We start from the raw sequence: 24,634 nt of genomic DNA, 5'->3' as shown, positions 1-24,634 counted from the left end.
CTTAGTCAATTTGCCCTACTAGCGTTGCGTACGTCGAATCATCGCCGAGCTTCAAATATAACGGATTTTCAGCCGATGTGATATACAGGAATCCGGCTGTTGCTACAACTCGGTTAATAATGAGGGTTTCTCTTTAAGAAAAAAGGAGACAAGAAAGCAACGCTATAAAAAGGTCTTTGCTTTCTTGTCTCCTTTTCAAAATAAAGCTGCTTTTACTTTTTCTCGAACGTCATTGCTACACCGTTCATGCAATAGCGGAGCCCGGTTGGTTTGGGACCATCATCGAAGACGTGACCGAGGTGGCCACCGCAGACATTGCAGAGGACTTCCGTTCGAACCATCCCGTAGCTTTTATCCACGTTTTCTTTGACGGCATTCTTCGCGATGGGGGTATAAAAACTCGGCCAACCCGTACCCGAGTTAAACTTTGTGGTCGATGAAAAAAGCGGGTTATGGCAGGCCGCGCAGTAGAATACGCCACGATCATGGATATCATTCAGCGGGCTGGTAAAAGCCCGTTCTGTACCGTGCTCCCGCAGGACCGCATACTGATCGGGAGTCAGGGTCTTCTTCCATTCCGCGTCCGTTTTAACAACGCGTTTTCCCGCCTGTGGTTTGTCGTCAACCAGACGCTTCGACTGATTAACTGGTTGATCAAACGATGGTGTACTAGAAGCGTTCAGAAACAGGAAGCCCGTTAAAAGACAGAATGGTACTAAAAGAATTAGCTTGTTTTTCATAGGTTGGAAGTTGCCAGAAAAAGGAAAGTAGATACCGAAACCTGACCAGCCGACACGCCAATGATCGGCATAAAGAAAACGTCTCGATGCTTTCAGTATAAAAACAAAAATGACAGAGCTATCGTTCAGGCGTCTACCGGACTCATTGCCAGCAGGGTTGACAGGGTGGGGGTAGGGCTACCACCGCGTTTTTCAATCGTTACCGCAAAGGCGTCAGCACGATCAATGGGACGATTAAGCTGTTGAAGAAGCGCATTGGTTCCATCCGCATTAAACACACCTGCATCAACGGGTTTCCCACCTACCAGCGACCAAAGCTGGTATTGCTGATCGGGACGCAAGGGCGGTAGCGAACGGACTTCGACGGCTACCTGATGGGTTTTAGCGTTCCAGAATACCAGCATATCGCCGTTAGGAGCTTTTTCATTGCCCCGTAGTTCGAGCGTACGCGTGCCGGGCTGCCGGAACAAAGCCAGTGCCTGATTGCTATAGTCCTGCGTATTTTTTAGTTGGCCAACTTCCTGTTGAAGGGAATCTTTTGCGGATTGTAGTTGAGCAAGTGTATCCTGAGTCGTTCGTAACTGCGACAGCAGGAAAAACGAGAAAGCAAGCAGGAGTAAGCCTACCGACGCGGCCACGATCCAGGTTGCTTTGAACGTTGGACGGTCGGTACTGTAATCGACGGGCATTGGCCGAATAATCGGATCGTCGGTCTTCTCGAAAGAAAGCTGAGCCATAATCCGCGACTTGAGTTCGATTGGTGGCTCGACGCTGTGCAATAAAGCGTAATTTTCGATGGATAGACTCAACAGATCCAACTCCTGCTGAATCTCAGGGTAAATAGCCGCCAAGCAATTGACCTCACGTCGCTCCTGGTCGCTTACTGCGCCCACAACGTAAGATTCTAGAATGCCTGACGCTAAATACTCCGGTATGTTCATGATTTGAATAATTGTTTTAGTTCTTGCAGGGCAGCTCTGATACGGGTTTTCACTGTACCAAGCGGTAGATTTAGTTCGTCGGCGGCTTCTTCGTGGGTATATCCCCCAAAGTAGACCAGATCGATTAACTGCCTGCGTTCGGGCCGCAATTGACTCACAACATCCTTGATTCCGATGTGTTCAGGATTGGGCTGTTCGGTGTTGTGCTGACGATCAACAATATGTACGTTCTCTTCGTCGGTTCGGATTGCGTTGGAAGGAGAAGGTTGCGTTTTTCTCGCACGAAGCGCGTCGATGGCTGTATTACGCGCTACATTGAGCATCCAAGTGAACAGGCGACCTTTACTGGAATCGTAAGCATCCAGATTTTTCCAGATTTTTACGAAAATATCCTGCACAAGGTCCTGGGCGTGTTCCTCATCACGAACAATGCGCAGAACGACGCCGTAGAGAGCGGGCGAGTATTGATCGTACAGCCAATGGAAAGCCTGCTCATCGCGCTTTGTAAGCTTGTCGATCAGGACACTTTCCGATACTAAAGATGACTGACGTTTCACACAAATAAGGTTAGATAGGCCAAATATAATAGAAACTATATACGAACAAACGCTTAATCGAAAACGGGGTCTTTAGAGTAAACTAATGATAGGAAGTTTTGTAGCTAGGTTCAGAATATTTATTAGATGGCTGTGTATGATTGGTCCGTATTTTCGCTAAAATCTAGTTGAAAAAAGCCGTAATCCTGGCGGCAAGCTCCTCAGGATTACGGCTAGTTAATTAGTCTTGTTTGGCCGAGATGGAAAAAGGAAAAGCAACTGCCTGCGTTCCGCGCTGTTTGTTAGGCGTCGCTGACATATCAACATCGATAGTGGCTCCCTGAAGCAATCCCTGATGGCTCAGCCAGTTTTTGTCGTACGACTTGCCATTCAACCGCAGTGCGTTGATATAGCGGTTCGAGTCGCTGTTTGCCGGAGCGTTGATGACGACCTTTTTGCCGTTTTCCAGCGTTGCGGTAACCTTCTTGAACAAAGGAGCGCCAATAACGTACTGATCAGTTGCGGGACAAACAGGGTAGAAACCCATTGCTGTAAAGACGTACCAGGCCGATGTCTGTCCGTTGTCTTCATCGCCACAGTAGCCATCGGGGGTTGGTAGATACAGACGGTTCATGACTTCACGCAGCCAGTACTGTGCTTTCCAGGGTTCGCCTGCGTAGTTGTACAGGTAAATCATGTGCTGAATTGGTTGGTTACCGTGCGCATACTGACCCATGTTGGCAATCTGCATTTCCCGAATTTCGTGAATAACACTCCGGTAGTAGCTTTCATCGTACACGGGTGGTGTTGTGAAGACCGAATCGAGCTTAGCAACAAATTTCTGCTGACCACCCATCAGGTTGATCAAGCCTTGTACGTCGTGAAAAACCGACCAGGTGTAGTGCCAGCTGTTGCCTTCCGTAAACGCATCGCCCCATTTGAACGGGTTAAAAGGCGACTGGAACGAACCGTCCTCGTTTTTACCGCGCATCCATCCGCTTTGTTTGTCGAAGAGGTTGCGGTAGTTCTGGCAACGTTTAGCGAAGCGGTCGATTTCGGCCTGAGGGCGTTTCAGGGCCTTTGCCAGCTGGTAAATCGCGAAATCGTCGTAAGCGTATTCCAGGGTACGGGCGGCATTCTCGTTGATCTTTACGTCATAGGGTACGTAGCCTAACTTGTTGTAGTACTGCACACCGCGACGGCCAACGGCATCCATCGGCCCTTCATTTTCCGAGTTTTTCAAGACTGCTTCGTAAAGCGTATTGATGTCGTAACCGCGACCACCTTTCAAATACGCATCAGCGATGACCGACGCCGAATTGGACCCTACCATAACGCTCCGCAGACCCGGACTGGCCCACTCAGGCAGCCAGCCGCCTTCTTTGTACGCATTCGCTAGTCCTTCCTGCATCTGTGCGTTCAGCGACGGGTACATCAGGTTCAGGAACGGGAACAGCGACCGGAACGTATCCCAGAAACCCGTGTCGGTAAACATATACCCTGGTAATACCTGACCATTGTAGGGGCTGTAGTGAACGACTTTTTTGTTGGCGTCGAACTCGAAAAACTTGCGGGGAAACAGCAGCGAACGATACAGACAGGAGTAAAAGGTTTGCTGCTGGGCGAGTGATCCGCCTTCGACCTGAATCCGGCTTAGCTCTTTATTCCAGGCCGCTTTGGCTTTTTGCTTGACGGCATCAAACGAATCGGTACCGATTTCTTTCAGATTCAGCTCGGCCTGTTCGAAACTGATAAACGACGACGCAATACGCGCCTGAACCTGTTCGCCTTTGGCGGTTTTGAAACCGATAGCAGCACCCGCGTGGTTGGCCGTTAATTCCAGTGAGTCATTGACGATCCGTTTGTCGCGCCAGGTTTGGACTGAACTGAACGGTTTGTCAAAATAGATGACGAAGTAGTTCTTGAAATTTTTGGGTACGCCACCGCTGTTCCGGGTCGTGTAACCGATGATCTTTCGCTCTTTCGGCAATACCTTGATGTACGAGCCCTTGTCGAACGCGTCGATGACGACGAATGAGCTATCGGTTTTGGGGAACGTAAAGCGAAAGCTGGCGGCTCGTTCGGTAGGCGCTATCTCGGTCGTTACGTCGTGATCAGCCAGGTATACGCTGTAGTAGTAAGGTTTAGCAACTTCGGCTTTGTGCGAATACCAGCTGGCGCGTTCGTCCTGATCGACCCGTAACTTACCCGTAACGGGCATGATGGAAAACTGGCCGTAATCGTTCATCCAGGGGGAGGGCTGGTGCGTTTGCTTAAAGCCCCGGATCTTGTCAGCGGCATAGGTATACGCCCAACCGTCGCCCATTTTGCCCGTCTGGGGCATCCAGAAATTCATACCCCAGGGGAGTGCAATCGCCGGATAGGTATTGCCGTTCGACAGGCTCGGCTTCGAATCGGTGCCAATGATTGGATTGACCAGCTCAACCCTGTCGGTTGACTGCGTTTTGGATTGTGGGTAGGCGGTAGTTGCCAGCGATACCCCCAAAAGCAAACAAATATATTTTTTTATCATATCGATCTGAACGTCGTAGCGTCAGGCGAAAGTAAGCGAAATGAAGATTAGTCGATAAAAAGTAGGGTAAACCAATGTGACTTGATTTACCCTACATTATTCAGCAAAAGTCGCTACGCCTTACCAGCCTGGGTTTTGCGTGAGCTTTTTGTTGTTATTGATATCATACTGCGGAAGGCCCCACAGCAGGTATTTTTCGGTGAATGTCGCACCGCTTTCGTTTTTGAAACCGATCGCATCGACCATTCTGTTGTTGACAACATCGTATACCTTCCGGGTCCGTTGCGTATCGAAGTACGCTTTGTTCTCGTACGCCAGTTCGTGGTAGCGCTCTTTCCAGATTGCTTCGCGGAACTGATCTTTGCTAAGACCCGTCAGTGGTTTCAACTGAGCCCGCGCGCGAATAGCGTTTACCTGATCGTACGCCAGTTGCGTAGGTCCGCTTACTTCGTTCGACGCTTCGGCGTAGATCAGCATTACTTCGGGCAAGCGGAGCAGCGTCCAGTTTTCGTCGGTGTTCACGTTGCGGTTCAGGGCGCTTTCCTTGTGGAAATACTTGTAAAGCGCGTGAACACCGAACTTCACGATCTGGGTCGTGTCGCTGATCGACGGGTATTGCGTGAAATAGAACTGCCGTTCCTGTGCGCGCAAATCGCCTGGCTCGTAGGTGTTGTAAAACCCTTCCGTCGGAATGATCGCGCCATATTCGTCACCGTATACCGAGATCCGGGCGAAGTAAGGAATGACCAGCGCACTGATCGAGTTGGTAGCGATACCCGTTGCGTACTGCGCCTGTAGGATCAACTCACCCTGGTTTTTGTGCGCGTTATCGTGCAGGTATTCGTACGACGTAAACAGCGGATAAACCTTCGAGTCGATTACCTCTTTGGCTTTAGCGGCTGCCAGCGCGTAGTTCTCTGTCTTTTGCAGCGGATAACCAGCCATTGTCAGGTATACGCTCGATAGCAGCGATTTCACGGCACCCACGGTGATACGGCCCGTTTGGTCAGACACCGGCAGACCAGCCTGTTCGGCGGTGGTCAAATCACTCACGATCAGTTTGTACACATCTTCCTGGGGAGACCGCGCAGGGTACAGGTCAGCGCTCGACGCATCAATCGGTGTGGTGATGAGCGGGACATCGCCGTACAACCGCACCAGATGATAGTAAAAGAAAGCGCGCATAAAATACGCCTGACCGAGCAACGATTTTTTCTGCGACTCATCCATCGAAATCGACGGAATCCGCTGAATTGCCAGGTTCGCGCTGCCAATGGTATTGTAGCTGCTTTGCCAGATCGTCCGGAAGGGCGGGTTGGCCGCATCTGCCGTTTGGTTAATGAACTGGCTGTTGAAGAAGCTTTGGCCCAGCGTTGACGCGTGACCGTTGATCAACTCCAGCGACACCCACGGACGCTCACCGTAGCCGTTGTCGGTGTTGAACATCCGTAGGCCAGCGTACAGCCCGTCGATAGCCGACTGAGCCTGGCTCGCTGATGTAAAGTAACTGCCCTGGGTGAAGTTGGATTTGTTGACCTCCTCCAGGTAATCCGAACAGCCAAACGCGCTGAGCATAACAGCTCCGCACACGGCTACTCGACTTATGGATTGCATGTATTTTTTCATACGAGTTGCTGTCATTGAGTAAGATTAGAAAGAAACGTTCAGACCGGCCGTGAACACCCGTGCTTTCGGATAGTCGAAGAACTGAATACCCTGTGCAAACGCGTTGCCGTAGGTACTTACTTCTGGATCGTAGCCCGTGTACTTGGTCAGCACGAAGAAGTTCTGAGCCGATGCGTAAACCCGCAGGCGGCTTAGCTTGATGCGCTGTACGAAATCAGTTGGGAACGTGTAGCCCAGCACTAGGTTACGACCCCGCAGGAACGAACCATCTTCCACTTTGTACGAATCGATTTTAGAATCGTAGTACACGTACGAAGGGCGCGCTTCGGCAATAAACGTATTCTGGTTGTTTGGTGTCCAGCCGTTCAGCACTTCAGCGTAGCTGTTCGCCTGACCGGTACGGTCGAGGGCCGAGTGGTGCGTCAGGTTGAGGATGTCGTTACCGTATGAGAACTGAAGATCCAGCGTCAGGTCGATTCCTTTGTAACGAACCGTATTGCTGAACGTTCCGTAGCCAGTTGGAATCCCTTTGCCCGTAACAACGCGGTCCTGGTCATTGATCTGACCGTCGTTGTTTAGATCCTGGAACTTCAGATCACCCGGTTTCCGACCGTAGCGAGCTGCCTGATCGGCTTCGTTCGATCCCCAGGTGCCGGTCCGGACCAGTCCGTAGAACGAGCCAACCGACTGACCGACGCGCAGGATGTTGGTGTTGTTCAGGAACTGCGGATCGGGGAAGATATCGTCGTTGGCTTCACCCAGCGCCGTTACCCGGTTCCGCAGGAACGAGATGTTGAAGTTGGTCGACCACGTAAAGTTTTTGTTATCGATGTTGATGGTATTCAGCGATAACTCCAACCCTTTGTTTTCCATGCTACCAATGTTTTTGTAGATGCTGGCGTAACCACTAGACAGCGGTACGGGAGCCGACAACAACAAATCGCGGGTCTTTTTCAGATACACATCGGCTTCCAGGTTAATGCGGCCTTTCAGCAAGCCAACCGATGCGCCTAAATCATACTGTGCAGTTTTTTCCCAGCGCAGGTTCGGGTTAGCTAATGTACCGATGATGGTACCCGATGCCCGCTGACCACCAAAAACGGCGGTGTTTGTGCTCAGTGTTGCCAGCGATTGGTACGAGTTGATCTCCGAGTTACCCGTCAGACCGTAGCTCGCCCGTACTTTCAGATCGGAAATAACCGGGTTGTTTTTCAGGAAATCTTCCTGCGACAAACGCCACGCAATAGCCGCCGAGGGGAAAAACGCAAATTTGTTGTTAGCCCCGAAGCGCGACGAACCGTCAAAACGACCCGTTGCGGTCAACAGAATTTTGTCTTTGTAGTTGTAATTACCCCGTGCGAAGTAAGACGCCATCTGGTAAGCATTGTACGACGAGGTTGGCGGCAGTGGGTTCGCACTAACACCCAGGTTGTAGTACTGGTAGTAGTTGTCGGGTAGACTTTCTACACCCGCAAACCATTGCAGATACGTGTACTTCTGAAACTCAGCACCAGCAACCACGTTAATCGAATTGGTAGCGTTGAGCTGCTTGTTGTAGGTCAGGTAATTCTGCCACTGCAAGAACTTCGTATCGTAGCTCCAGATTTCAGCGTAACCCCGGAACGGACGGCTCAACTGAACCAGATTCGTTTCCGAGAATGGGTTATACTGGCTGGCGAGGTTTGCCCCAAGCGTCGTGCGGAAGTCCAGACCCGGCATCAGCGTGATGTTTGCGTAAGCATTCGCTCCGAACACTTGCTTTTTGTACATCCGGTTATCTTCGTTGGTCAACGCTACCGGGTTGTCGCCACTTTCCATGTCCGGGTAATCCTGGCGTTTGCCGTAGGTACCGTCGGGGTAACGAATCGGCACGATGGGGATCATCTCGATCAGCATCCGGGGAATGTTATTACCACCCACACCTTCGTCGGCCCGGCGTTCTTCCGAGTAACTGTAGTTCAGCGTAGCACCCACCTTCAAAAACTTCTTCACTTGGTTATCGACAACTAACCGACCCGTATACCGTTTCAGATACGTGTTTTTGATTGTACCCTGGTTGTCGTTATAGTTCAGGAACAAACCATATGTGGTTTGGTCGCTACCGCCCGTAAAGCCCAGGTTATGGTTCTGGCTAATCGCCGTGCGGGTCGTTTCATCCTGCCAGTCTACGTCATAAAGCGGGTTCAGGTTCGCGTCAAACAGTTTACCGATCAAGGCCGTCCGTTTGATCTTTGGATCTTTGTTGGCGTATTTACCGCTGGCCCAACCCGTTGGATCGTACTTGGCTACGTTCTGATACGCCAGATCTTCGAGCGCCAGAAATTCTTTTGCGTTCAGTACATCCCGTTTGCGGGCAATGTGGCTAGAGCTTACGTACGTATCGTAGCTCACCGAGCCGCCTTTGCGACCGCGTTTGGTTGTCACCAGAATTACGCCGTTAGCACCGCGTGTTCCGTAGATCGCCGTTGCCGAGGCATCTTTCAGTACGTCAATCGATTCGATATCGGATGGGTTCAAGGCGTCGATACCAGCCGCCCAGATGATACCGTCAACCACATACAGCGGGTTGTTGGTAGCGTTGATCGAGCTAAAACCGCGAATCCGAATGTTGGTGTTACCGCCCGGACGACCCGAGTTGACCGATACGTTAACACCGGCGATGCGGCCTTGTAAGCTTTGTTCAACGTTGATCGCCGGACGATCCAGCAGTTCAGCGCTTTTGACGCTACCAATCGAACCAGTCAGATCCGACCGTTTCTGCGTACCGTACCCAACAACAACGACTTCATTTAACGACTTCACGTCAGGAACCAGCGCGATTTCAATATTCGCCTGGTTGTTAATGGGCACTTCCTTCGCTGTGTAACCAATTGACGAAATGACCAGTGTGCCGTTTCCATCGGGAACGCTAAGGCTGAAAACACCTTCCGCATCCGTCACTGTACCCGTTGAGGTCGTACCTTTCAGCAGAATCGTTGCGCCCGGCAGCGGTGAATTTTTCTCGTCCAGAACCCGACCCCGAACTGTAATTGGCGGGGCACCCGTTTCAATGGCTGGTTGGTCACTCAACGATGTTAGTTTTTTCTGGGTGTTTCTGGTCAAAATCAACCGATTACCGACCATTTCGTACTTAAGTTGTAGCGGTCCCAGCAATGTCGATAACACCTGCGAAAGCGCTTCATTGGTTGCCGCAACCGATACTTTCCGGTTGGCCTGAATCAAATCGGGGCTGTACGAAAACTTTACCTCGGTTATTTTTTCAATCTGATTCAGTACATCGCTTATGTTGCGGTTCGTAAGCTGTAAGGTAATTTTCTGATTCAGCACATCCTGTGCGTTGCCGTCGGTTGCCAACGATACGTTGGTAAAAACCGCAGCCAGGAGGAGCTGTAGCACTAATAATCGCATAACGTTCCATCCAATAGACTTGGAGAGTATGGGGTTATTCATAAATTTGAAAGGGTTTTGTTAACCTATTGACAAAATCTTCCCAGTCGTCCGTTTGCGCGGGCGAAGGTTTAGCGACTGTTGGGGTAGTACCGGAGTCAGTGATGTTGGCGCATTGCTGACTCCCTCTTGGCAAATTGTTTTATTACATAGTAGTTGGTTTTAAGTAGTTCGGGGTTACTGATTAATGCGCTGATGCATAGGCTTGGGGCTAACAACCCGGCCCGGATACAACAACCGTTAGTTGCTGCATTCGGTATTCGGCTTCAATGCTTTTGCAAATAATCATCAGCTTTTCGGCTAAGGATTCGTTCGTCAAATCGGCTGTCAGTCGGCAGGTGCCCAGCCCATTTTTATCGTATATAATTTTCACGCCGTACACCTTTTCCAGCTGGGAAAATACTTCGCTGATCGGTGTAGCGTTGAAATCGAATGTTGGCAAACTGGTCGACAACCCTTTAGGAAAAAGGGGAGTAGTAGCCAGCACGCGGCTGGTCCGCACGAACCGGGCTTGCTGCCGCGCAAAAACGATCTGTTGATTCCGGGTCAGCACGATTTCTTCGGGCGTTGCCAAACGGGTTTTAGGCGACTGTTTGCGGTTCGATTGCGGAAAAACTGCTACCCGCCCCGATCGAACAGTAACTACCACGTCTTTGTCGTTGGGATAAGCGCGAATGGTAAAGCTTGTGCCCAATACTTTTGTCGATAGCTCGTGAGCGTGGACCAGAAAAGGCCGGGAAGCATCCTTGGCTATCTCGAAATACGCTTCGCCAGTCAGATGAACTGTGCGGTTTGGCTCGTCGAATTTCCTGGAGTACGCTACCTTACTTCCCTTCTTGAGAAAGATTGAGCTACCGTCCGGTAAAGCAATCAGCTTCGTTGCCTGGGTCGTGTTGGTTTGTTCAATCAGTGAATGGTTAACCCGTGTTAGCTGGTCAACTTTCAAAACTGCACTACCCGAACGGTGGATGAGGAGCCACCAGCCAAGGCCGAGCGCAACAGTGACAGACGCGGCTATTGCCAGCAGGTTCTGCCAGTTTCGGCTGAGGTTAAAGAAGGGTCCGAATGACGACCGATGGGAATGACCTATCTGATGGAGAACTCCCTGCCAGACCGCATCTTCGGTGTCACGGGTAACTGGATCAGTTTGGCTTGCGCTGGCGTCCGACAGCTGCTTGACAAGCTCAACCGCCTGGCGTACCATCTGGGCTTTTTCCGGGTATTCCGCGAGGTAAGCTTCCCAGTAAAGAATAGAGGCTTCGTCGGGTTGCTTTACCCATTGCCGAAAATAAGAGTCGGCCACAAAGTCCTCACAACTATCGTACTGGTTCATCATCTACAGATCTTCTACATGCAATAGGCAAGAAGACCTGCTTTCAACTCACTTTTTTTGAATTTTTTTAAAAACTTTTTGACTGTTAACAAAAAAACTGAAAATGAGGGTCATAAAAAAAGCCCTATCAGGATAGCTATGATTGGCTGATTAGTCAGCAAGTCGCGCAGGAAGGTCAACGCTCGGTTCAGGTGGTTGATAACCGATTGGTGATTGATTCCCATGATTCCGGCAATTTCTTCGTTGCTGAAATCGTGATAAAAGGCAAGCGTGATCGCTTCACGCTGCCGACTGGGTAGTTTGGTAATCGCCTGCTGAAGGCGGACGGCCTGGTCGTTACTTGTTTCCTGCTGCGTAATCAAAAACTCGATGGATGGCGAAAGCAATTGCTCATCGTCCATACGATCATCTTCGTCAACGGCTACCAGTAAGTTGCTGGCGCGTAGCTTCGACAGCTTGTTACGAACAATTCGGAAGAGGTAGTATTTAATTGTATGAAGGTCACGTAAGGTACTCCGGCGGGTCCATATCTCCACAAACACGTCCTGAACTACGTCGTTGACCAGATCATGATCGCTGCACAAACGTCTGCCGTAGGAAAGCAGCATTGACGAATGCGTCCGGTAAATTAATTCAAAAGCTCTGATGTCCCCTTGTTGGAAAGCGTTCCAAAGGCCGGGTTCATCATCAAATATCTTGCTGGTAGCCATGGTAAATACGTTCGTTGAGTCGGCTAACGAATAAGTGTGTAAATTTAACGAACCCTAGAATAAAATAAGTATTTTTTGTGCATTTAGTGGACGCATTCAGGCAACTTATAAGGCAAAATAGAACAAGTTGACTCAATCATAGTTGCCAGAAAAAACACGGAAAACAAAACTCTTCGGGTAGAGGAAAGCCTAGGGTACTGTAACTCAATAAACTAGTAAAAGTAAATCTGTTGGGCAACGATCTTTTGCCGGTATGCCGTTGCTGATTACTACCCTTGGTATTTTTGTACTGATTATTCTGATTTCCTACGCGCGTCTGCATACCTTCCTGGCTTTTCTGCTGGTTTCACTAGGGGTCGGCTTTGCACTGGGATTGTCGCCATCCACCATCTTCGAATCGATTCAAAAAGGAATAGGCGGTACGCTGGGCTCTATTGTTGGCATTATTGCGCTGGGAGCCATGTTAGGAAAGTTGGTAGCCACTAGTGGAGCCGCTCAGCAGATTGCCGTAACGATGATGTCGCTGGTTGGTACTCGCCACGCGCGCTGGGCTTTTATGATCACCGGCTTCATCGTTGGGCTGCCCTTGTTTTATTCGGTTGGCTTCCTGCTATTGGCTCCTTTGGTTATTACCGTTGCTTACCGGTATAAGTTGCCTGCGCTTTATATCGGTCTGCCCATGTTGGCCTCCTTGTCGGTTACGCAAGGGTATTTGCCCCCGCACCCGGCTCCATTAGCAATCCTGAAGCAGTTCAACGCCGATATGGGGCTGACACTCGGCTACGGAATCCTGGTTTCTATCCCGGCCATTCTGATTTCAGGCGCGTTATTTGGCTCAACCTTAAAGCGGTACACAACCTTGCCTAACAAAGTGTTCATGGCCGCTGAACTGACCGACGAGCAAATGCCTTCGGTTGCCGTAAGCTTTCTAACGGTTTTGCTGCCGATCCTACTAATTGGCGTAATCACATTCGTTCGACCATTTTTAGCTGAGCGCTCACTGGCCAGTCAGGTACTGCTCACGCTGGGCGAACCGACGGTCAGTATGTTGGTTTCTGTGCTGGTAGCGGTGGGATTGCTTGGCTTGAAACGGGGAAAATCGATGGCCGAAACCACGGTTCTACTGACCGATTCGGTAAAGGAAGTGGCTATGTTGTTATTGATTTTTGGCGGTGCTGGTGCCCTCAAACAGGTGCTGACCGATGGCGGTGTGAGTCAGGCTATCGCCGATCTGATGCAACATTCATCCTTGCACCCGTACGTACTGGCCTGGACAATGGCGGCTATTATTCGGGTATGTGTTGGCTCTTCTACCGTATCTGGTATTACGACGGCGGGGTTTGTCGCACCGTTGTTGAAGGCGTCGGGAGTCGAGCCTAACCTGATGGTACTGAGCATCGGTGCGGGAAGCATGATGTTCTCTCATGTCAATGACACGGGCTTCTGGCTGTTCCGCGAATATTTTCAACTGTCGATGGCTGATACGCTGAAAACGTGGTCGGTCATGGAAACGCTGGTATCGGTGACGGGGTTGGCGGGTGTGATGGTATTGAATCTGATAATCGCTTAAACGCCAAAACGCCCGGTGCTCGTTGGATTGACGAGCACCGGGCGTTTCTATTTTCTTACTGAAAGCCTATCGTAACAGGCTGTCACCTCCCTTGGGCGTAAGCACAACGTCAATGCTATGAACCACACCGTTGGCTGATTTATACGTATCGGCGGCATCGATTACAGCCGAATGACCCTGATCATCGGTTAGCTCAATGCTGCCGTTCGAGCCTTGTTTCGCCAGAAGGGTACTGCCCGCTAGCGTTTGCAGTTCAGCTTTGCCATTACCTGCTTTGATTCGACGGCCCAGTTCGGCTGCATCGACTTCACCGCGCACAACGTGGTATGAAAGCAGTTTTTTCAAGCCATCGCGGTTTTTGCCTTCCAGCAGGCCACTTTGTGCACTGACTGGTAATTTCTTGAATGCTTTATTCGAAGGAGCAAAAACCGTGTATGGACCACTGCCTTTCAGCGTCTCAAACAGATCGGAGGATTGAAGCGCGTTTTGCAGTGTCGTAAAGTTTGGCGACGACGAAATAAAATCACCGACGCTGGCACTCCGGTCTGTGCTACCAGCTTTTACGGCTGGTTCTTTGCCAGTTGAAGCACCCGATACGGCAGCTCCGGTGGTGGCACCCGTCGTTGTGCTTACGTTAGCGGGCGAATAACCTGCTCCGTCGCTGCTTGCGGAGCTACGAGCGGCTGAGTTGTTCTGTCCGTTGCTTACCTGATCGGCGGGCGTTGGCGTATTCATCGTTGACGGATTACTACCTGCACCGGTAGGGGCGTTGGTAACGTTGTTGCTGTTGTAGTTGGTTGTATTGCTGTTGTTGACCGCAGTTCCTTCGCTGCTTGAACTTTGCCGATACTGCCCGTCCTGTGGATTGGTCGTTGAAGCAGAGTTGCCCCGTGAGTTTTGTTCCATCTCTTTTCGGTTGCGTTTCATTGCTCGCTTTTGACTTTTGGACATTTTGCCCTGCGTCGAATCAGTAGCTATGGCTCCTTGCGGATAGGTGGTTGAGGTTGCGGTTCCGGTGGGCGTCGATTGAGCCCAGACGGCTTCTGTTGCCAACACTGCACCGAGCGTCAGCAAGCTAAGAGTTTTGTTCATTTTCATAACGTTGCGTAGTCGTTGAGACAGTAAATGTTATGTTCTCAACCTATTTGAGCGTAAAAAGTTTACTACCCTGTATCCGTTGTTTAGCCAAAGGCGGATAGATTTGCCGCCGTGTAACTTATTGAATACTGATCGTTATGCAGTCGATTCTTCCCTTACCAACGCAACCCGTAAAGCCCGGAACAAGCACTGGGCAGCAGTTCTGGCAGTCTACCGAGAAAACAATTGAATCTTATTCTCCTGCCGATGGGCAGCTTATTGCCCGCGTTCACCCATCCACCCGTGCCGATTACGACCGAGTTGTCGAAACGGCGCAGGCCGCTTTCCAGGAATGGCAGTTGGTACCGGCCCCGCGTCGGGGCGAAATTGTTCGGCAGATGGGCGAGCAGTTTCGTCGCTACAAGCGTGAGCTAGGTACGCTTGTCAGCTATGAAATGGGAAAGTCTCTTCAGGAAGGGCTAGGCGAAGTGCAGGAAATTATTGATATCTGCGATTTTGCCGTGGGACAGTCCCGCCAGTTGTATGGACTATCGATGCATTCGGAACGACCAGCGCACCGGATGTTTGAACAGTGGCATCCGTTGGGTGTCGTCGGCATCATTTCCGCCTTTAACTTTCCCGTAGCCGTCTGGTCGTGGAATGCCATGCTGGCCTGGGTTTGTGGCGATGTGTGCATCTGGAAACCGTCCGAGAAAACACCCTTGACGGCTTTAGCCTGTCAGCAGATCATTGGTGAAGTACTGCGCAACAACGATGTGCCCGAAGGCGTATCCTGCCTTATTACGGGTGGACGCGACGCGGGTGAGTGGCTGGCGCGTGATCCGCGTATCGCGCTGGTATCGGCTACGGGTAGTACACGCATGGGCAAAGCAGTCGCCGAAGCCGTAGCGGGTCGATTGGGCCGTAGCCTGCTTGAATTGGGTGGTAACAACGCCATTATTATTTCGGAACACGCCGATCTTGATCTGGCTATCCCCGCGGTTGTTTTTGGGGCCGTTGGTACAGCAGGGCAGCGTTGCACAACTACCCGCCGACTGATTGTGCAGGATAGTGTATACGACGACGTAAAAAATCGGCTTAAAAGTGCTTACGCGCAGCTGCGGATCGGTAGTCCGTTGGATGAGTCGTTCCATGTCGGGCCGCTCATTGACCAGCAGGCGGTTAAAAGTTATCAACTAGCCGTAAATGAGATTCGTGAGTCGGGTGGGCGATTTATCGTAGAGCCGGGGCTTTTGGAAGGGCTTGGTTTTGAGTCGGGTTGCTACGTTCGGCCCTGTATTGCCGAAGCCGAAAATCAGTGGTCTGTCGTACAACGGGAGACATTTGCCCCCATCCTGTACCTGCTTCGATACAGTACGCTGGATGATGCGATCAGACAGCAAAATGCGGTTCCCCAAGGTTTGTCGTCGGCTATTTTTACGTTGAACATGCGTGAGGCAGAACGCTTCCTGTCGGCTGTCGGCTCCGACTGTGGCATTGCTAATGTCAACATTGGTACATCGGGCGCGGAGATCGGTGGAGCCTTTGGCGGTGAAAAAGAAACGGGTGGGGGTCGTGAGTCTGGTTCCGATGCCTGGAAAGCGTACATGCGTCGGCAAACGAATACCGTCAACTATGGCACCGCCCTACCGCTTGCACAGGGTATTACGTTTGAATTGTAAAGGCGCGCAGCCGTAGTAATCAGTAAGTCGTCAGGCCAGATGGTTAGCCTGACAGTTCAACCCTTGTTTTAGGCAGTTCAGTCGTCGGATTAGTACCTTGGTGAACGCTGGCGTAGTGTACAGGCAGCCGTATTGCTTGTTTTGTGAACAATTCAGAAAATGAATCAAAACGAAACAACTAAACGACTACTAATGAAAATGCATTTAATAGCGCTTTTTGCGCTGGTAACGTTATCGGTAGCCTGCAAACAAGGTAATGAGCCCGTCATCGACCCATCAACCGACGGTCCGAGCGCCCCATCGACTGGAGGAGGAAGCCGAATTCCGTCTGAGTTGGTAGGTAAATGGTCGTACGGAACTTTCTCGCCAACGAACTTTTGGGACTACAATGGGGTATACGCGGGCAATGCTTACGAACAGGCTCTGGTCTTCGACTTTCACGCTGACGGTACCTACGAACAATATGTGATCAACTCGGTAATGAGCTACAACTGCCGGACGGAAGCGTATTCGTATTTCAAAGGACGGATAACCGTCAATGAGTCTAACCATTCGTTTGTCATTACACCGACCGGCGGAAATTACCGGGGCTATTATTCCTGCGCACCCAAAAGCAACATCAAACGCGATGCTAAGCAAAGCGAGCTGAAACAGGAAACGATGAATTACCAGGTGGAAAGCGGAAAAGCGGGTATCAAACTATCGGACGCCGAAGCGCCACAAGGTGTTCGTTTAAAGGCGATTAGCTGGTAGGTTCGTTTTTTAGATCACGATTCATAAGGAGGTATTGTCTGTTTTCCGCTTTCGGAATGTAGGCAATACCTCTTTCGTATGGTTCGCAAACGTTATGTTCTCGTTTTCCTTTTGTGCCTTCTCATTGCCGAGACGCGCGCTCAGTCGCCTAATGCGTTATCTCCTCAAGAGAAAAAAGAAGGCTGGAAACTTCTTTTCAATGGCCGAAATACCGCTGGCTGGCATACCTACGGCGGCAAACCCGTGGGAACGTCCTGGCAAATTGATCAGGGTGCCTTGAAACTCAATGTGCCAAATCGTGTCGGCAACAAAGCGCCCGACGGGGGAGATCTGGTGACCGACGCAGCGTTTACCGGTAATTTTGAGTTTAAAGCGGAATGGAAAGTAGAGCGGTTTACCAACAGCGGGATCTTTTTCTTCGTGCAGGAAGCGCCCCAGTACAAAAACATTTTTGATACCGGGTTAGAGCTTCAGGTACTCGATGACGCTATCTACGAAGGAGCGAAGGAAAATACGCACCGGGCGGGCGACTTTTTCAGCGTAGCCAACGCCCGCTTGCGAGAAGTGAATCCGGTTGGCCAGTGGAATCAAATCCACTTCGTCCTGAAAAATAACAAATTGACGGTCTCTCTCAACGGCTTCAGCATTCAGGAGCACGATTTGACCAGCGCTGAGTGGAAGCAACGAGTAGCCGCGAGTAAGCTTAATGCTGCCCCAATCAGTAAGGGAAACTTCTCGGGCCGTATCGGTCTACAGGATTGGGGGAGTACCGTCTGGTTTCGAAATATAAAAATCAGGTCTTTATAGAACAGGGTGTTAGCTAGGCTATAGATTGATCTTTATGCCTGGCTAACACCCTGTTTCGAAGCCGCTATTGCAACCGCACCCACATCGATCCGCTAGTCGCTTCGCCTGGATTGAGAACCGTCAATCCTTCTCCGTTATTGAGCGAATCGACGTTGGCGGTTAACGGTTCTATGGCGATGCTATCGCGCCGGGGCGGAGTAAAACACACCAGATAGTTAAGCTTTCCTTCGCCTGTCTCCTGGCCAACTACGAGCTTGACCCCTGCTTTCGGTGACTCCAGTACCGTTTCCGCATAGCTTATCCCATCAGACGTTTGACCGGTAGGTTCGATAAGAAATGGAACATCGAACTGCCGTTCTTTCAAGGACATCGTTTCAGCCGTTTCGGCGGGTTGACGACCACTGGGCATCATGGCGTCATCGAGCGTAATCGCCTGCCGATTGGGCAGACTGATCGTTAATTCGTCAATGGATTCTCCCGAAAACGTAAAATAAGGATGCCAGCCAAAGGCTACTGGACAGCGGCTTGTACCCGTGTTGAGTACCGAATAGCTGATGCGCAGCGCACACAGACGGTCATCAGAAGGATTGCTGCCAAGGGTTAACCAATCAGCACGAGTTAGTTCGTACGTGACCGTAAGCGCAAATGGAAACGGATAACCAACGGTATCACCTGCATAATCGTATTGAAGCGTTAAGCTTGCATGATTAGGCGTCGTTTCCTGATTGACTACGGTGAACGTCTGCCCGTGCACAAAACCATGAATGGCGTTATCGCGACTGGCCTCGTTCATTCTCAGCGCATACTTTTCGCCTTCAAACGCATAGATCCCGTGTCGGATGCGGCTTGGAAAAGGAAAAAGTAAGGAGCCTGCGTATGATTCATCGGCTATCAATGCCTGCGGAGATTCCGGCGATTTCAGCAAAGCGTACAAATGATCGCCACGACGGAGGACCAAGCGACGGAGAACACCCCCGAATTCGGGAATAACCGAGATAAACTCGCCCGTTCCAGGGTACTGGAGGATATATTCTGTCAGCGGCTTCCGGTCGGAAGGTAATGGACCAAAAGGCTGAGTCGTAATCGTAAAAGACATAAAGCCTGGCAAAGATGGTTTCCTAAAGTAAGTTGCCGAACCATAATTTTGTTTATTTCTTTTACGAAAAGGAGAATGGCTGCCCAATTTCTCCGTAGCCAGCTACAGCAGAAAAAATGGCAGAAACTGACCAATTGGCGCGCCAATCGGCCATAAAATGGATTGGCATCTTAGTGTGAACAACGTCAACCAGTTTCACATCTTTCAATCAGTAGTTTATGAACTCTGTCAATAGAGTCGTGTGGTCAGGTTCTCAAACCTGACCACACGACTCTATTGACAGCACCAAACTTGATAACGTAGTTCACGGATCAGTAATAGACTACACGCTTTAGAACTACTTCTGTTCACCAAGCACGACCCAGCGGTTTACCGTGTTGGACGGACCTTCCAGCACGATCTTGTAAAATGACGAAGGTAGTTTACTTGTCCCGATCACTACGTGTTCCTTCGAGAGCGGGACCTTTGCCATCAGCGTGTAAGTGTCTTTACCGCCCGTTTCGAATTGATTGGTTGTTGTCAGCCATACGTTGACCGTTCCGGTTTGCGCCAGCGCTTTCCAGGTTATGTCTAACTGGTTTGGTTTAGGCTGGATCACTGGCTCCGCTAACGAAACAGAACCCGTGAGCGGGATGCCATCAATCTCCCGACTCAGTTCCTTGGGAATCGAAACGGTCAGGAAACGGGCCATTGTGGGCATGATATCGACAACGGCTGGCTGAAACCGTTCAGCATATGCATTGAGGTTTTTGGTGTTTGTAACTAGCCACGTAGCGCGCTGCCGGGGCGACTGCCCACCGTGATTCTTGCCTGTTTGCTCATCCCGGCCGTGGTCGGTCGTTATAAAAATCTGCCAGTCTTCCCCGTTGTTTTTCTGCCGCTGCTGAATAGCGTTCCAGATGCGGCCAATCTCGGCATCCACTTGGTGTACGGCTTTGACAAAGGGTGGACTGTCGCCATAACGATGGCCCATGTCGTCGGTGTATTCGAGATATACCCAGGTCAGATCAGGAGCCTGGTTTTGAATTGATGCAACGGCATCCGATACGACCTGATGGTCGATCTTGGCCATGAAATCACGTTCCGGATCGTGCGGAAAACGTACCGTGTCCAGTTCATAGCCATCCGTGTGGTAATCAAGTTTGAGGTTGCCCGTCTGAGCGAGTCCTTCACCCACAAGCTTTGTTCGGTTATCGACCCAACTGGAAAAAACAGCGATCTTTTTCGTCGGATACTGCTCTTTAAACAACCGAAAAATAGTCGGGTAGTGGTAGTTGGGTGCTTTGATGCTATTGTCCCAGACGTTGTGCTTGTTAACCCAGGTACCCGTCAGCAGGCTGTTGTACCCGACTGCCGAAATGGTTGGCGTTTGCGAGTACGTGCCTTTGATACCACCCACATAAGCCTGTTTGTAAGCACCTTCCTTGGCTATGCTGTCCAGGTTTGGCGTCGATTCCCGCTCAATGACATCCGCCGGAATCCCATCTACGATAATAAATAAGGCTTTCTTCGGTCGGATCTGCGCCAAAAGAAGCGTTACTGAAAATAGCCAGCAGGTCGTTACTAAGCCAAAAATGCGCCACGGAGTTGTCATGCGGCAAAATAACGAATTGTTCGACTCGTGCTTATTACCGACAGTTTACCGTTTTTACGAATGGGTTATGAATGCATAACGTGAAGCCTTACATTTCGCCTTCGACGCCCAGCCCGAATAAAGCGAAATCGTACCGTACTGGGTCCATGCCGTCAAACTGGCGCAGATTTTCGGTGAGTTCTAATGCTGCTTTCCAATCGGTTTGCGGTCTGACCAGCAAGCCCAGCTTACGCGCTACGCGGTTGACGTGAACATCAATCGGCATAACCAGTTGATCAGGGCGAAGGCGTGTCCAAAGCCCAAAATCGACACCCCGGTCGTCCCGGCGAACCATCCAGCGCAAAAACATCAGCAGTCGTTTGCACGATGAATTGCGGGCGGGCGTGGCAATGTGCTTACGAGTCCGTTCGGGAAAGAAGTCAGTAAGCCCACAAAAGCGGTCGTGGAAAGCGATCAGATTGGGTTCAACGGTGGAGTTCTCTACAGTCAGAAAGGCATCTTCCAGCGAGTCGTTCTGCTGGTAATACTGACGGAAAAAATGCAGAAAGTACAGGGCGTCGGTGGCGTTAAAGGTGCGGTGCTTAAAAGCTAGAAACCGCTTGAGGTCGCTTTCCTCGTGGTTCCGGATAAAGTCGTACGGAGCACCATCCATCAGGGTGACCAACTCGGTTGACTTTTTTAGAATTACCGGTCGCTGTCCCCAGGCTAATACGGCTGACCAGAATCCCATGATTTCAATATCCTGCTTTTGCGAAAAGCGGTGCGGAATGCTGATGGGATCGCGATCAATAAATGAAGGCCGATTGTACTGATCGGCCTTCTCGTTAAGTAAATCAGAAAGTTGGGTATGTGTCAATGTGATTTTCCTCCACTGACGGCCCAGGCCATTACCCGGGACACGCTCGAAAAAATAGCCAACAGCGTTGACATGACGAAGGTGAATACCGCAATAAATGGATAAGCCAGCGTAAACATGATGCTGAACGTAACGTAACCCGGTGAGGATTTCATTTTCTTATCCCGTTCTCGATTTCGCCGGGCAATGCGTTCTTCTTTCGTTTCCATACGTTTAGGTTGTCCGTTTTCAGCAGAAATCGATGCGCAATGCGTTGACTAGGTTACCGCCGAAAACTGTTTAAGGAGCAATGTAACTGACCTCTGCCCGAAAACGCCGGTCTTGCGGGGAAAGTTTCGCGAATGCCTGCGTTGACAGTTTTACCAGGATCTTGTCATTGACGCCCGTGTCGGGAAGCCGGCCAATCACCTTCACCCACAAACTTTGGTTGTTGAATTCGTTGCGTACCTGAACCAGCGTACCAATGGGGGCGGTGCGGTGCAGCGCCAGATACTTACCCGAACCATCGCCGTCGATCATTTCGGCAACGCCACTCGTGGCAATCCGTCGGCCACGCGTTGGCATTGGCGCGTCGTTGCCCGGTCTGGGCGTTTCTATTTCAACTTCCTCCGATTTCTCCGTTGCTGACGATGAAGTAGGCGAACTGGGCTGATTCTCGGTTTTAGGCGCAGTCGTATTTTCGGGCTTGGGCGTTTCTACTTTTGCTGTCGACTCACTTTTTCGCGGAGCCGGACGCTCTACTTTGGGTACGGTACGAGCGGGTGTATCGGCATTAGCTGGCGTTGGCACTTTTACGGGCGCAGTCGCAACGGGGGTAGAAGGTGTGCGGGCCTGGTAAGCTTTCTCCGTAACGATTAGTGCCTGTCCGATCAGGACGTTGTTGCCGGGTAGGTTATTCCATTTGCGAAGATCGGCCTGCGACACGCCATAACGAACCGCCAGGCTGTATAACGTCTGGCCAGATTCTACTACGTGAATACCTGCTTTGGCTGGATCGCTGCTTTTACGGGCTTCTTTGTTCTGCCGCTCCGCCGTTTTCGTCGAAGTACCCGTATCGTTTTTGGCTTCCTTATCCTTTTCTTTCTCTTCCTTTCGAATGGCCTTGTCGATAGCTTTCGCTTCTTTCCGGCTAAGCGCGCCATCAGCAATTGGAATCCGAACCACTTGAGCGAATCGAACGGCATTACCTATATTAGGATTTGCCGATTTAATCGCACTCACCGAACTGGAATAGCGCCGAGCAATAGCGTACAAGGTTTGCCCCTGATCGACGCGGTGCAGAATAAACCGTTTACCGTCTTTTTTCTCAACACCCACTGAATCGGCCACGGTATAGGCGCTTGCCAGACTACTTACCAGCAGCGGTAGCACAGTGAGAACTACTAATTTTTTCATGGGTTAGAACTAACCAAAATCCGATAGGGAATTCAATATATAGAGATTGCCGTAAAAATAGCGTAAAAAGTTAGCCAACTTTTATCATCCTCGTCGGATCGCCTGGTTACGGGTGATTTATCGGTAGTAAAACGCCTGTGCGGTTTGTTAAAAAACCTTAATTATGAACCGTCCAAACACAAGCGGGCGTTTGATGTTTAGAAGAGGGTGACCTTCTACTCAATACATTTGCCTTGTTTTAGGGCATTCGACCGGTTCTGAATCGAACATGAACTGCCTTAAATGGAATGTATTATAAGTGTTTTCCGACGAATTTATTAACCATTGAAAAGCCAGACTGCATGCAAAATTATTCGATACTATGGGCCGACGATGAGATTGACATGCTCAAGCCGCACATCCTGTTTCTGAAAAATAAAGGCTATGATGTGACACCCGTAAACAGCGGGGCCGATGCACTGGAAGAGGTAGAGCAGAGCAATTACGATGTCGTGTTCTTAGATGAAATGATGCCTGGTATGACCGGCCTCGAAACGCTTGCGCAGATCAAACAGATGCGGCCAAACCTGCCGGTTGTGATGATCACCAAAAGCGAGGAAGAGCATATCATGGAAGAAGCGATTGGCTCCAAGATTGCCGACTACCTCATCAAGCCACTCAACCCGAACCAAATTCTGCTTTCGGTCAAAAAAATTCTGGACAACAAGCGTCTGGTGACGGAACGTACCAACATCGGCTACCAGCAGGATTTCCGAAATATTTCTATGCAGTACAACGACCGCATGGATTTCAACGAATGGGCTGATGTTTATAAAAAGCTTATTTACTGGGAGCTGGAACTGGATGGGTCGCAGGATAGAAGCATGAGTGAAGTAATGAACATGCAGAAAAGTGAGGCTAACTCGACCTTCTGTAAGTTCGTCATGGACAACTACGAGGACTGGCTCAACGATCCTAAGGCAGACAGTCCAGTTATGTCGCACCAGCTGATGCGCAAAAAAGTGTTTCCCTTGCTGGATCAATTCAATAACTCGGGGCCGCTGTTTTTTATCCTGATCGATAACCTGCGGTACGACCAGTGGAAAGTTATTGAACCGCTATTGGCTGAGTACTTTACGGTCGAAGAAGAATCGTCCTATTACTCAATTCTGCCCACGACGACAGGCTTTGCCCGGAACGCTATTTTTTCGGGAATGATGCCGAGCGAAATGGAGCGCAAGCATCCGGATCTGTGGGTTAATGACGACAGTGAAGACGAAGGGTTAAACAACCACGAAGACGAATTTTTACGCCGTCAGATTGAGCAAAGTCGCCTGAACGTAAAAACGTCCTACCACAAAATTCTAAACGTTGGTCAGGGCAAATCGTTGGTCGACAACTTTAACAACTTACTACAAAATCATCTGAACGTGATTGTGTACAACTTTGTGGATATGCTATCCCACGCCCGTACCGACATGGCGATGATTAAGGAACTGGCTCCGGACGAGTCGGCTTATCGTTCCATTACGCGGTCGTGGTTTTTGCATTCGCCACTGCTGGAGTTCGTACAAAAAATTGCCGCCAAAGGTGGACGGCTCGTTGTTACAACCGACCACGGAATGATTCGGGTACAGAAACCGGCCAAAATCGTTGGCTACCGGGAGACGAACACAAACCTGCGTTATAAGCAAGGCAAGAACCTGGGCTTCGATGATAACCACTTGTTTGTCGGTCGTAAACCAGAGCGTCTGTTCCTGCCTAAGCCCCACGTATCAACGGCATACGTGTTTACGCTGGAAGATTACTTTTTCGCGTATCCGAACAACTACAACTACTACGTGAATCACTATCGGAATACATTCCAGCACGGTGGTGTCTCACTGGAAGAAATGATTATTCCATTCGCCTATCTGACGGCTAAACGATAAGGTAGAGTATAAGAAATTGGGGTCGTTA

19 protein-coding genes are annotated in these 24,634 nt (G+C 50.3%); 5 read left to right on the top strand and 14 right to left on the bottom strand.

Annotated features, from left to right (window positions below; genetic code table 11):
* Positions 1-212: 212 nt before the first annotated feature.
* The 8 genes from msrB to LQ777_RS19545 all read right to left on the bottom strand — a co-directional run bounded on the left by msrB (position 213) and on the right by LQ777_RS19545 (position 11,866).
* Positions 213-740: a peptide-methionine (R)-S-oxide reductase MsrB gene (gene msrB / locus LQ777_RS19580; RefSeq protein ID WP_232559630.1), complete on the bottom strand. Its 528-nt coding sequence runs from the start codon at positions 738-740 to the stop codon at positions 213-215.
* A gap of 125 nt (positions 741-865) precedes the next feature.
* The gene (locus LQ777_RS19575) at positions 866-1,681 is read right to left on the bottom strand and encodes an anti-sigma factor (RefSeq protein WP_232559629.1); all 816 of its coding nucleotides are present in this window, start codon (positions 1,679-1,681) and stop codon (positions 866-868) included.
* On the bottom strand, positions 1,678-2,238 hold the full coding sequence (locus LQ777_RS19570; RefSeq protein ID WP_232559628.1) for an RNA polymerase sigma factor: 561 nt from the start codon (positions 2,236-2,238) through the stop codon (positions 1,678-1,680). The genes LQ777_RS19575 and LQ777_RS19570 overlap by 4 nt, the downstream gene beginning before the upstream one ends.
* Positions 2,239-2,458: 220 nt before the next feature.
* The gene (locus LQ777_RS19565; protein ID WP_232559627.1) at positions 2,459-4,750 is read right to left on the bottom strand and encodes a GH92 family glycosyl hydrolase; all 2,292 of its coding nucleotides are present in this window, start codon (positions 4,748-4,750) and stop codon (positions 2,459-2,461) included.
* A 120-nt stretch (positions 4,751-4,870) separates the two neighbouring features.
* Positions 4,871-6,391 carry a RagB/SusD family nutrient uptake outer membrane protein gene (locus LQ777_RS19560; protein WP_232559626.1) on the bottom strand — a complete coding sequence of 507 codons (1,521 nt, stop codon included), beginning with the start codon at positions 6,389-6,391 and terminating at the stop codon, positions 4,871-4,873.
* Positions 6,392-6,400: 9 nt separating this feature from the next.
* The gene (locus LQ777_RS19555) at positions 6,401-9,826 is read right to left on the bottom strand and encodes a TonB-dependent receptor (protein WP_232559625.1); all 3,426 of its coding nucleotides are present in this window, start codon (positions 9,824-9,826) and stop codon (positions 6,401-6,403) included.
* Positions 9,827-10,034: 208 nt separating this feature from the next.
* Positions 10,035-11,156, bottom strand: a complete 1,122-nt coding sequence (locus tag LQ777_RS19550) for a FecR family protein (RefSeq protein ID WP_232559624.1) — start codon at positions 11,154-11,156, stop codon at positions 10,035-10,037.
* Positions 11,157-11,266: 110 nt separating this feature from the next.
* Positions 11,267-11,866, bottom strand: coding sequence for an RNA polymerase sigma factor (locus LQ777_RS19545; protein ID WP_232559623.1), 600 nt, complete (start codon positions 11,864-11,866; stop codon positions 11,267-11,269).
* A gap of 253 nt (positions 11,867-12,119) precedes the next feature.
* On the opposite strand from LQ777_RS19545, the gene LQ777_RS19540 reads away from it, so the two are divergent.
* Positions 12,120-13,436 carry a gluconate:H+ symporter gene (locus tag LQ777_RS19540; protein WP_232559622.1) on the top strand — a complete coding sequence of 439 codons (1,317 nt, stop codon included), beginning with the start codon at positions 12,120-12,122 and terminating at the stop codon, positions 13,434-13,436.
* Between the two features lie 66 nt (positions 13,437-13,502).
* On the opposite strand, the gene LQ777_RS19535 is transcribed toward LQ777_RS19540, so the two are convergent.
* A complete protein-coding gene (locus tag LQ777_RS19535) occupies positions 13,503-14,534 on the bottom strand; it encodes a fasciclin domain-containing protein (protein WP_232559621.1) in 1,032 nt (343 codons plus the stop codon).
* A gap of 137 nt (positions 14,535-14,671) precedes the next feature.
* Between LQ777_RS19535 and amaB the strand changes: the two genes are divergently transcribed.
* The 3 genes from amaB (at position 14,672) to LQ777_RS19520 (ending at position 17,755) form a co-directional block, all read left to right on the top strand.
* Positions 14,672-16,195: an L-piperidine-6-carboxylate dehydrogenase gene (gene amaB / locus LQ777_RS19530; RefSeq protein WP_232559620.1), complete on the top strand. Its 1,524-nt coding sequence runs from the start codon at positions 14,672-14,674 to the stop codon at positions 16,193-16,195.
* A gap of 192 nt (positions 16,196-16,387) precedes the next feature.
* Positions 16,388-16,948, top strand: coding sequence for a hypothetical protein (locus tag LQ777_RS19525; protein ID WP_232559619.1), 561 nt, complete (start codon positions 16,388-16,390; stop codon positions 16,946-16,948).
* Between the two features lie 78 nt (positions 16,949-17,026).
* Positions 17,027-17,755 carry a 3-keto-disaccharide hydrolase gene (locus LQ777_RS19520; RefSeq protein WP_232559618.1) on the top strand — a complete coding sequence of 243 codons (729 nt, stop codon included), beginning with the start codon at positions 17,027-17,029 and terminating at the stop codon, positions 17,753-17,755.
* A 64-nt stretch (positions 17,756-17,819) separates the two neighbouring features.
* Here LQ777_RS19520 and LQ777_RS19515 read toward each other — a convergent pair whose 3' ends face one another.
* The 5 genes from LQ777_RS19515 to LQ777_RS19495 all read right to left on the bottom strand — a co-directional run bounded on the left by LQ777_RS19515 (position 17,820) and on the right by LQ777_RS19495 (position 22,696).
* Positions 17,820-18,851 carry an aldose 1-epimerase gene (locus LQ777_RS19515; RefSeq protein WP_232559617.1) on the bottom strand — a complete coding sequence of 344 codons (1,032 nt, stop codon included), beginning with the start codon at positions 18,849-18,851 and terminating at the stop codon, positions 17,820-17,822.
* Between the two features lie 337 nt (positions 18,852-19,188).
* A complete protein-coding gene (locus LQ777_RS19510; protein ID WP_232559616.1) occupies positions 19,189-20,445 on the bottom strand; it encodes an alkaline phosphatase family protein in 1,257 nt (418 codons plus the stop codon).
* Between the two features lie 88 nt (positions 20,446-20,533).
* The gene (locus tag LQ777_RS19505; RefSeq protein ID WP_262923845.1) at positions 20,534-21,301 is read right to left on the bottom strand and encodes a TIGR02757 family protein; all 768 of its coding nucleotides are present in this window, start codon (positions 21,299-21,301) and stop codon (positions 20,534-20,536) included.
* Complete coding sequence (locus tag LQ777_RS19500; protein WP_232559615.1) at positions 21,298-21,510, bottom strand: hypothetical protein; 213 nt, start codon at positions 21,508-21,510, stop codon at positions 21,298-21,300. Before LQ777_RS19500 ends, LQ777_RS19505 begins: the two co-directional genes overlap by 4 nt.
* 70 nt (positions 21,511-21,580) lie before the next feature.
* Complete coding sequence (locus tag LQ777_RS19495; protein WP_232559614.1) at positions 21,581-22,696, bottom strand: LysM peptidoglycan-binding domain-containing protein; 1,116 nt, start codon at positions 22,694-22,696, stop codon at positions 21,581-21,583.
* 341 nt (positions 22,697-23,037) lie between these two features.
* On the opposite strand from LQ777_RS19495, the gene porX reads away from it, so the two are divergent.
* Positions 23,038-24,606 (top strand): T9SS response regulator signal transducer PorX, encoded by a 1,569-nt coding sequence (gene porX, locus LQ777_RS19490; protein WP_232559613.1) that lies wholly within the window; start codon positions 23,038-23,040, stop codon positions 24,604-24,606.
* The last annotated feature ends 28 nt before the right edge of the window (positions 24,607-24,634 follow it).

Origin of the sequence: Spirosoma oryzicola (genome assembly GCF_021233055.1) — a bacterium.
Taxonomy (GTDB): domain Bacteria; phylum Bacteroidota; class Bacteroidia; order Cytophagales; family Spirosomataceae; genus Spirosoma; species Spirosoma oryzicola.
Note: the sequence above shows the minus strand (reverse complement) of the source record. Positions and strands in the feature narration are given on the sequence as shown.

Coding starts and splice junctions, on each gene's coding strand:
- LQ777_RS19550 (WP_232559624.1), bottom strand. CDS start 11,156: ATGAACCAGTACGATAGTTGTGAGGACTTTGTGGCCGACTCTTATTTT.
- LQ777_RS19495 (WP_232559614.1), bottom strand. CDS start 22,696: ATGAAAAAATTAGTAGTTCTCACTGTGCTACCGCTGCTGGTAAGTAGT.
- LQ777_RS19510 (WP_232559616.1), bottom strand. CDS start 20,445: ATGACAACTCCGTGGCGCATTTTTGGCTTAGTAACGACCTGCTGGCTA.
- LQ777_RS19575 (WP_232559629.1), bottom strand. CDS start 1,681: ATGAACATACCGGAGTATTTAGCGTCAGGCATTCTAGAATCTTACGTT.
- LQ777_RS19525 (WP_232559619.1), top strand. CDS start 16,388: ATGAAAATGCATTTAATAGCGCTTTTTGCGCTGGTAACGTTATCGGTA.
- LQ777_RS19545 (WP_232559623.1), bottom strand. CDS start 11,866: ATGGCTACCAGCAAGATATTTGATGATGAACCCGGCCTTTGGAACGCT.
- LQ777_RS19500 (WP_232559615.1), bottom strand. CDS start 21,510: ATGGAAACGAAAGAAGAACGCATTGCCCGGCGAAATCGAGAACGGGAT.
- LQ777_RS19540 (WP_232559622.1), top strand. CDS start 12,120: ATGCCGTTGCTGATTACTACCCTTGGTATTTTTGTACTGATTATTCTG.
- LQ777_RS19560 (WP_232559626.1), bottom strand. CDS start 6,391: ATGACAGCAACTCGTATGAAAAAATACATGCAATCCATAAGTCGAGTA.
- LQ777_RS19565 (WP_232559627.1), bottom strand. CDS start 4,750: ATGATAAAAAAATATATTTGTTTGCTTTTGGGGGTATCGCTGGCAACT.
- LQ777_RS19515 (WP_232559617.1), bottom strand. CDS start 18,851: ATGTCTTTTACGATTACGACTCAGCCTTTTGGTCCATTACCTTCCGAC.
- LQ777_RS19520 (WP_232559618.1), top strand. CDS start 17,027: ATGGTTCGCAAACGTTATGTTCTCGTTTTCCTTTTGTGCCTTCTCATT.
- LQ777_RS19555 (WP_232559625.1), bottom strand. CDS start 9,826: ATGAATAACCCCATACTCTCCAAGTCTATTGGATGGAACGTTATGCGA.
- amaB (WP_232559620.1), top strand. CDS start 14,672: ATGCAGTCGATTCTTCCCTTACCAACGCAACCCGTAAAGCCCGGAACA.
- msrB (WP_232559630.1), bottom strand. CDS start 740: ATGAAAAACAAGCTAATTCTTTTAGTACCATTCTGTCTTTTAACGGGC.
- porX (WP_232559613.1), top strand. CDS start 23,038: ATGCAAAATTATTCGATACTATGGGCCGACGATGAGATTGACATGCTC.
- LQ777_RS19535 (WP_232559621.1), bottom strand. CDS start 14,534: ATGAAAATGAACAAAACTCTTAGCTTGCTGACGCTCGGTGCAGTGTTG.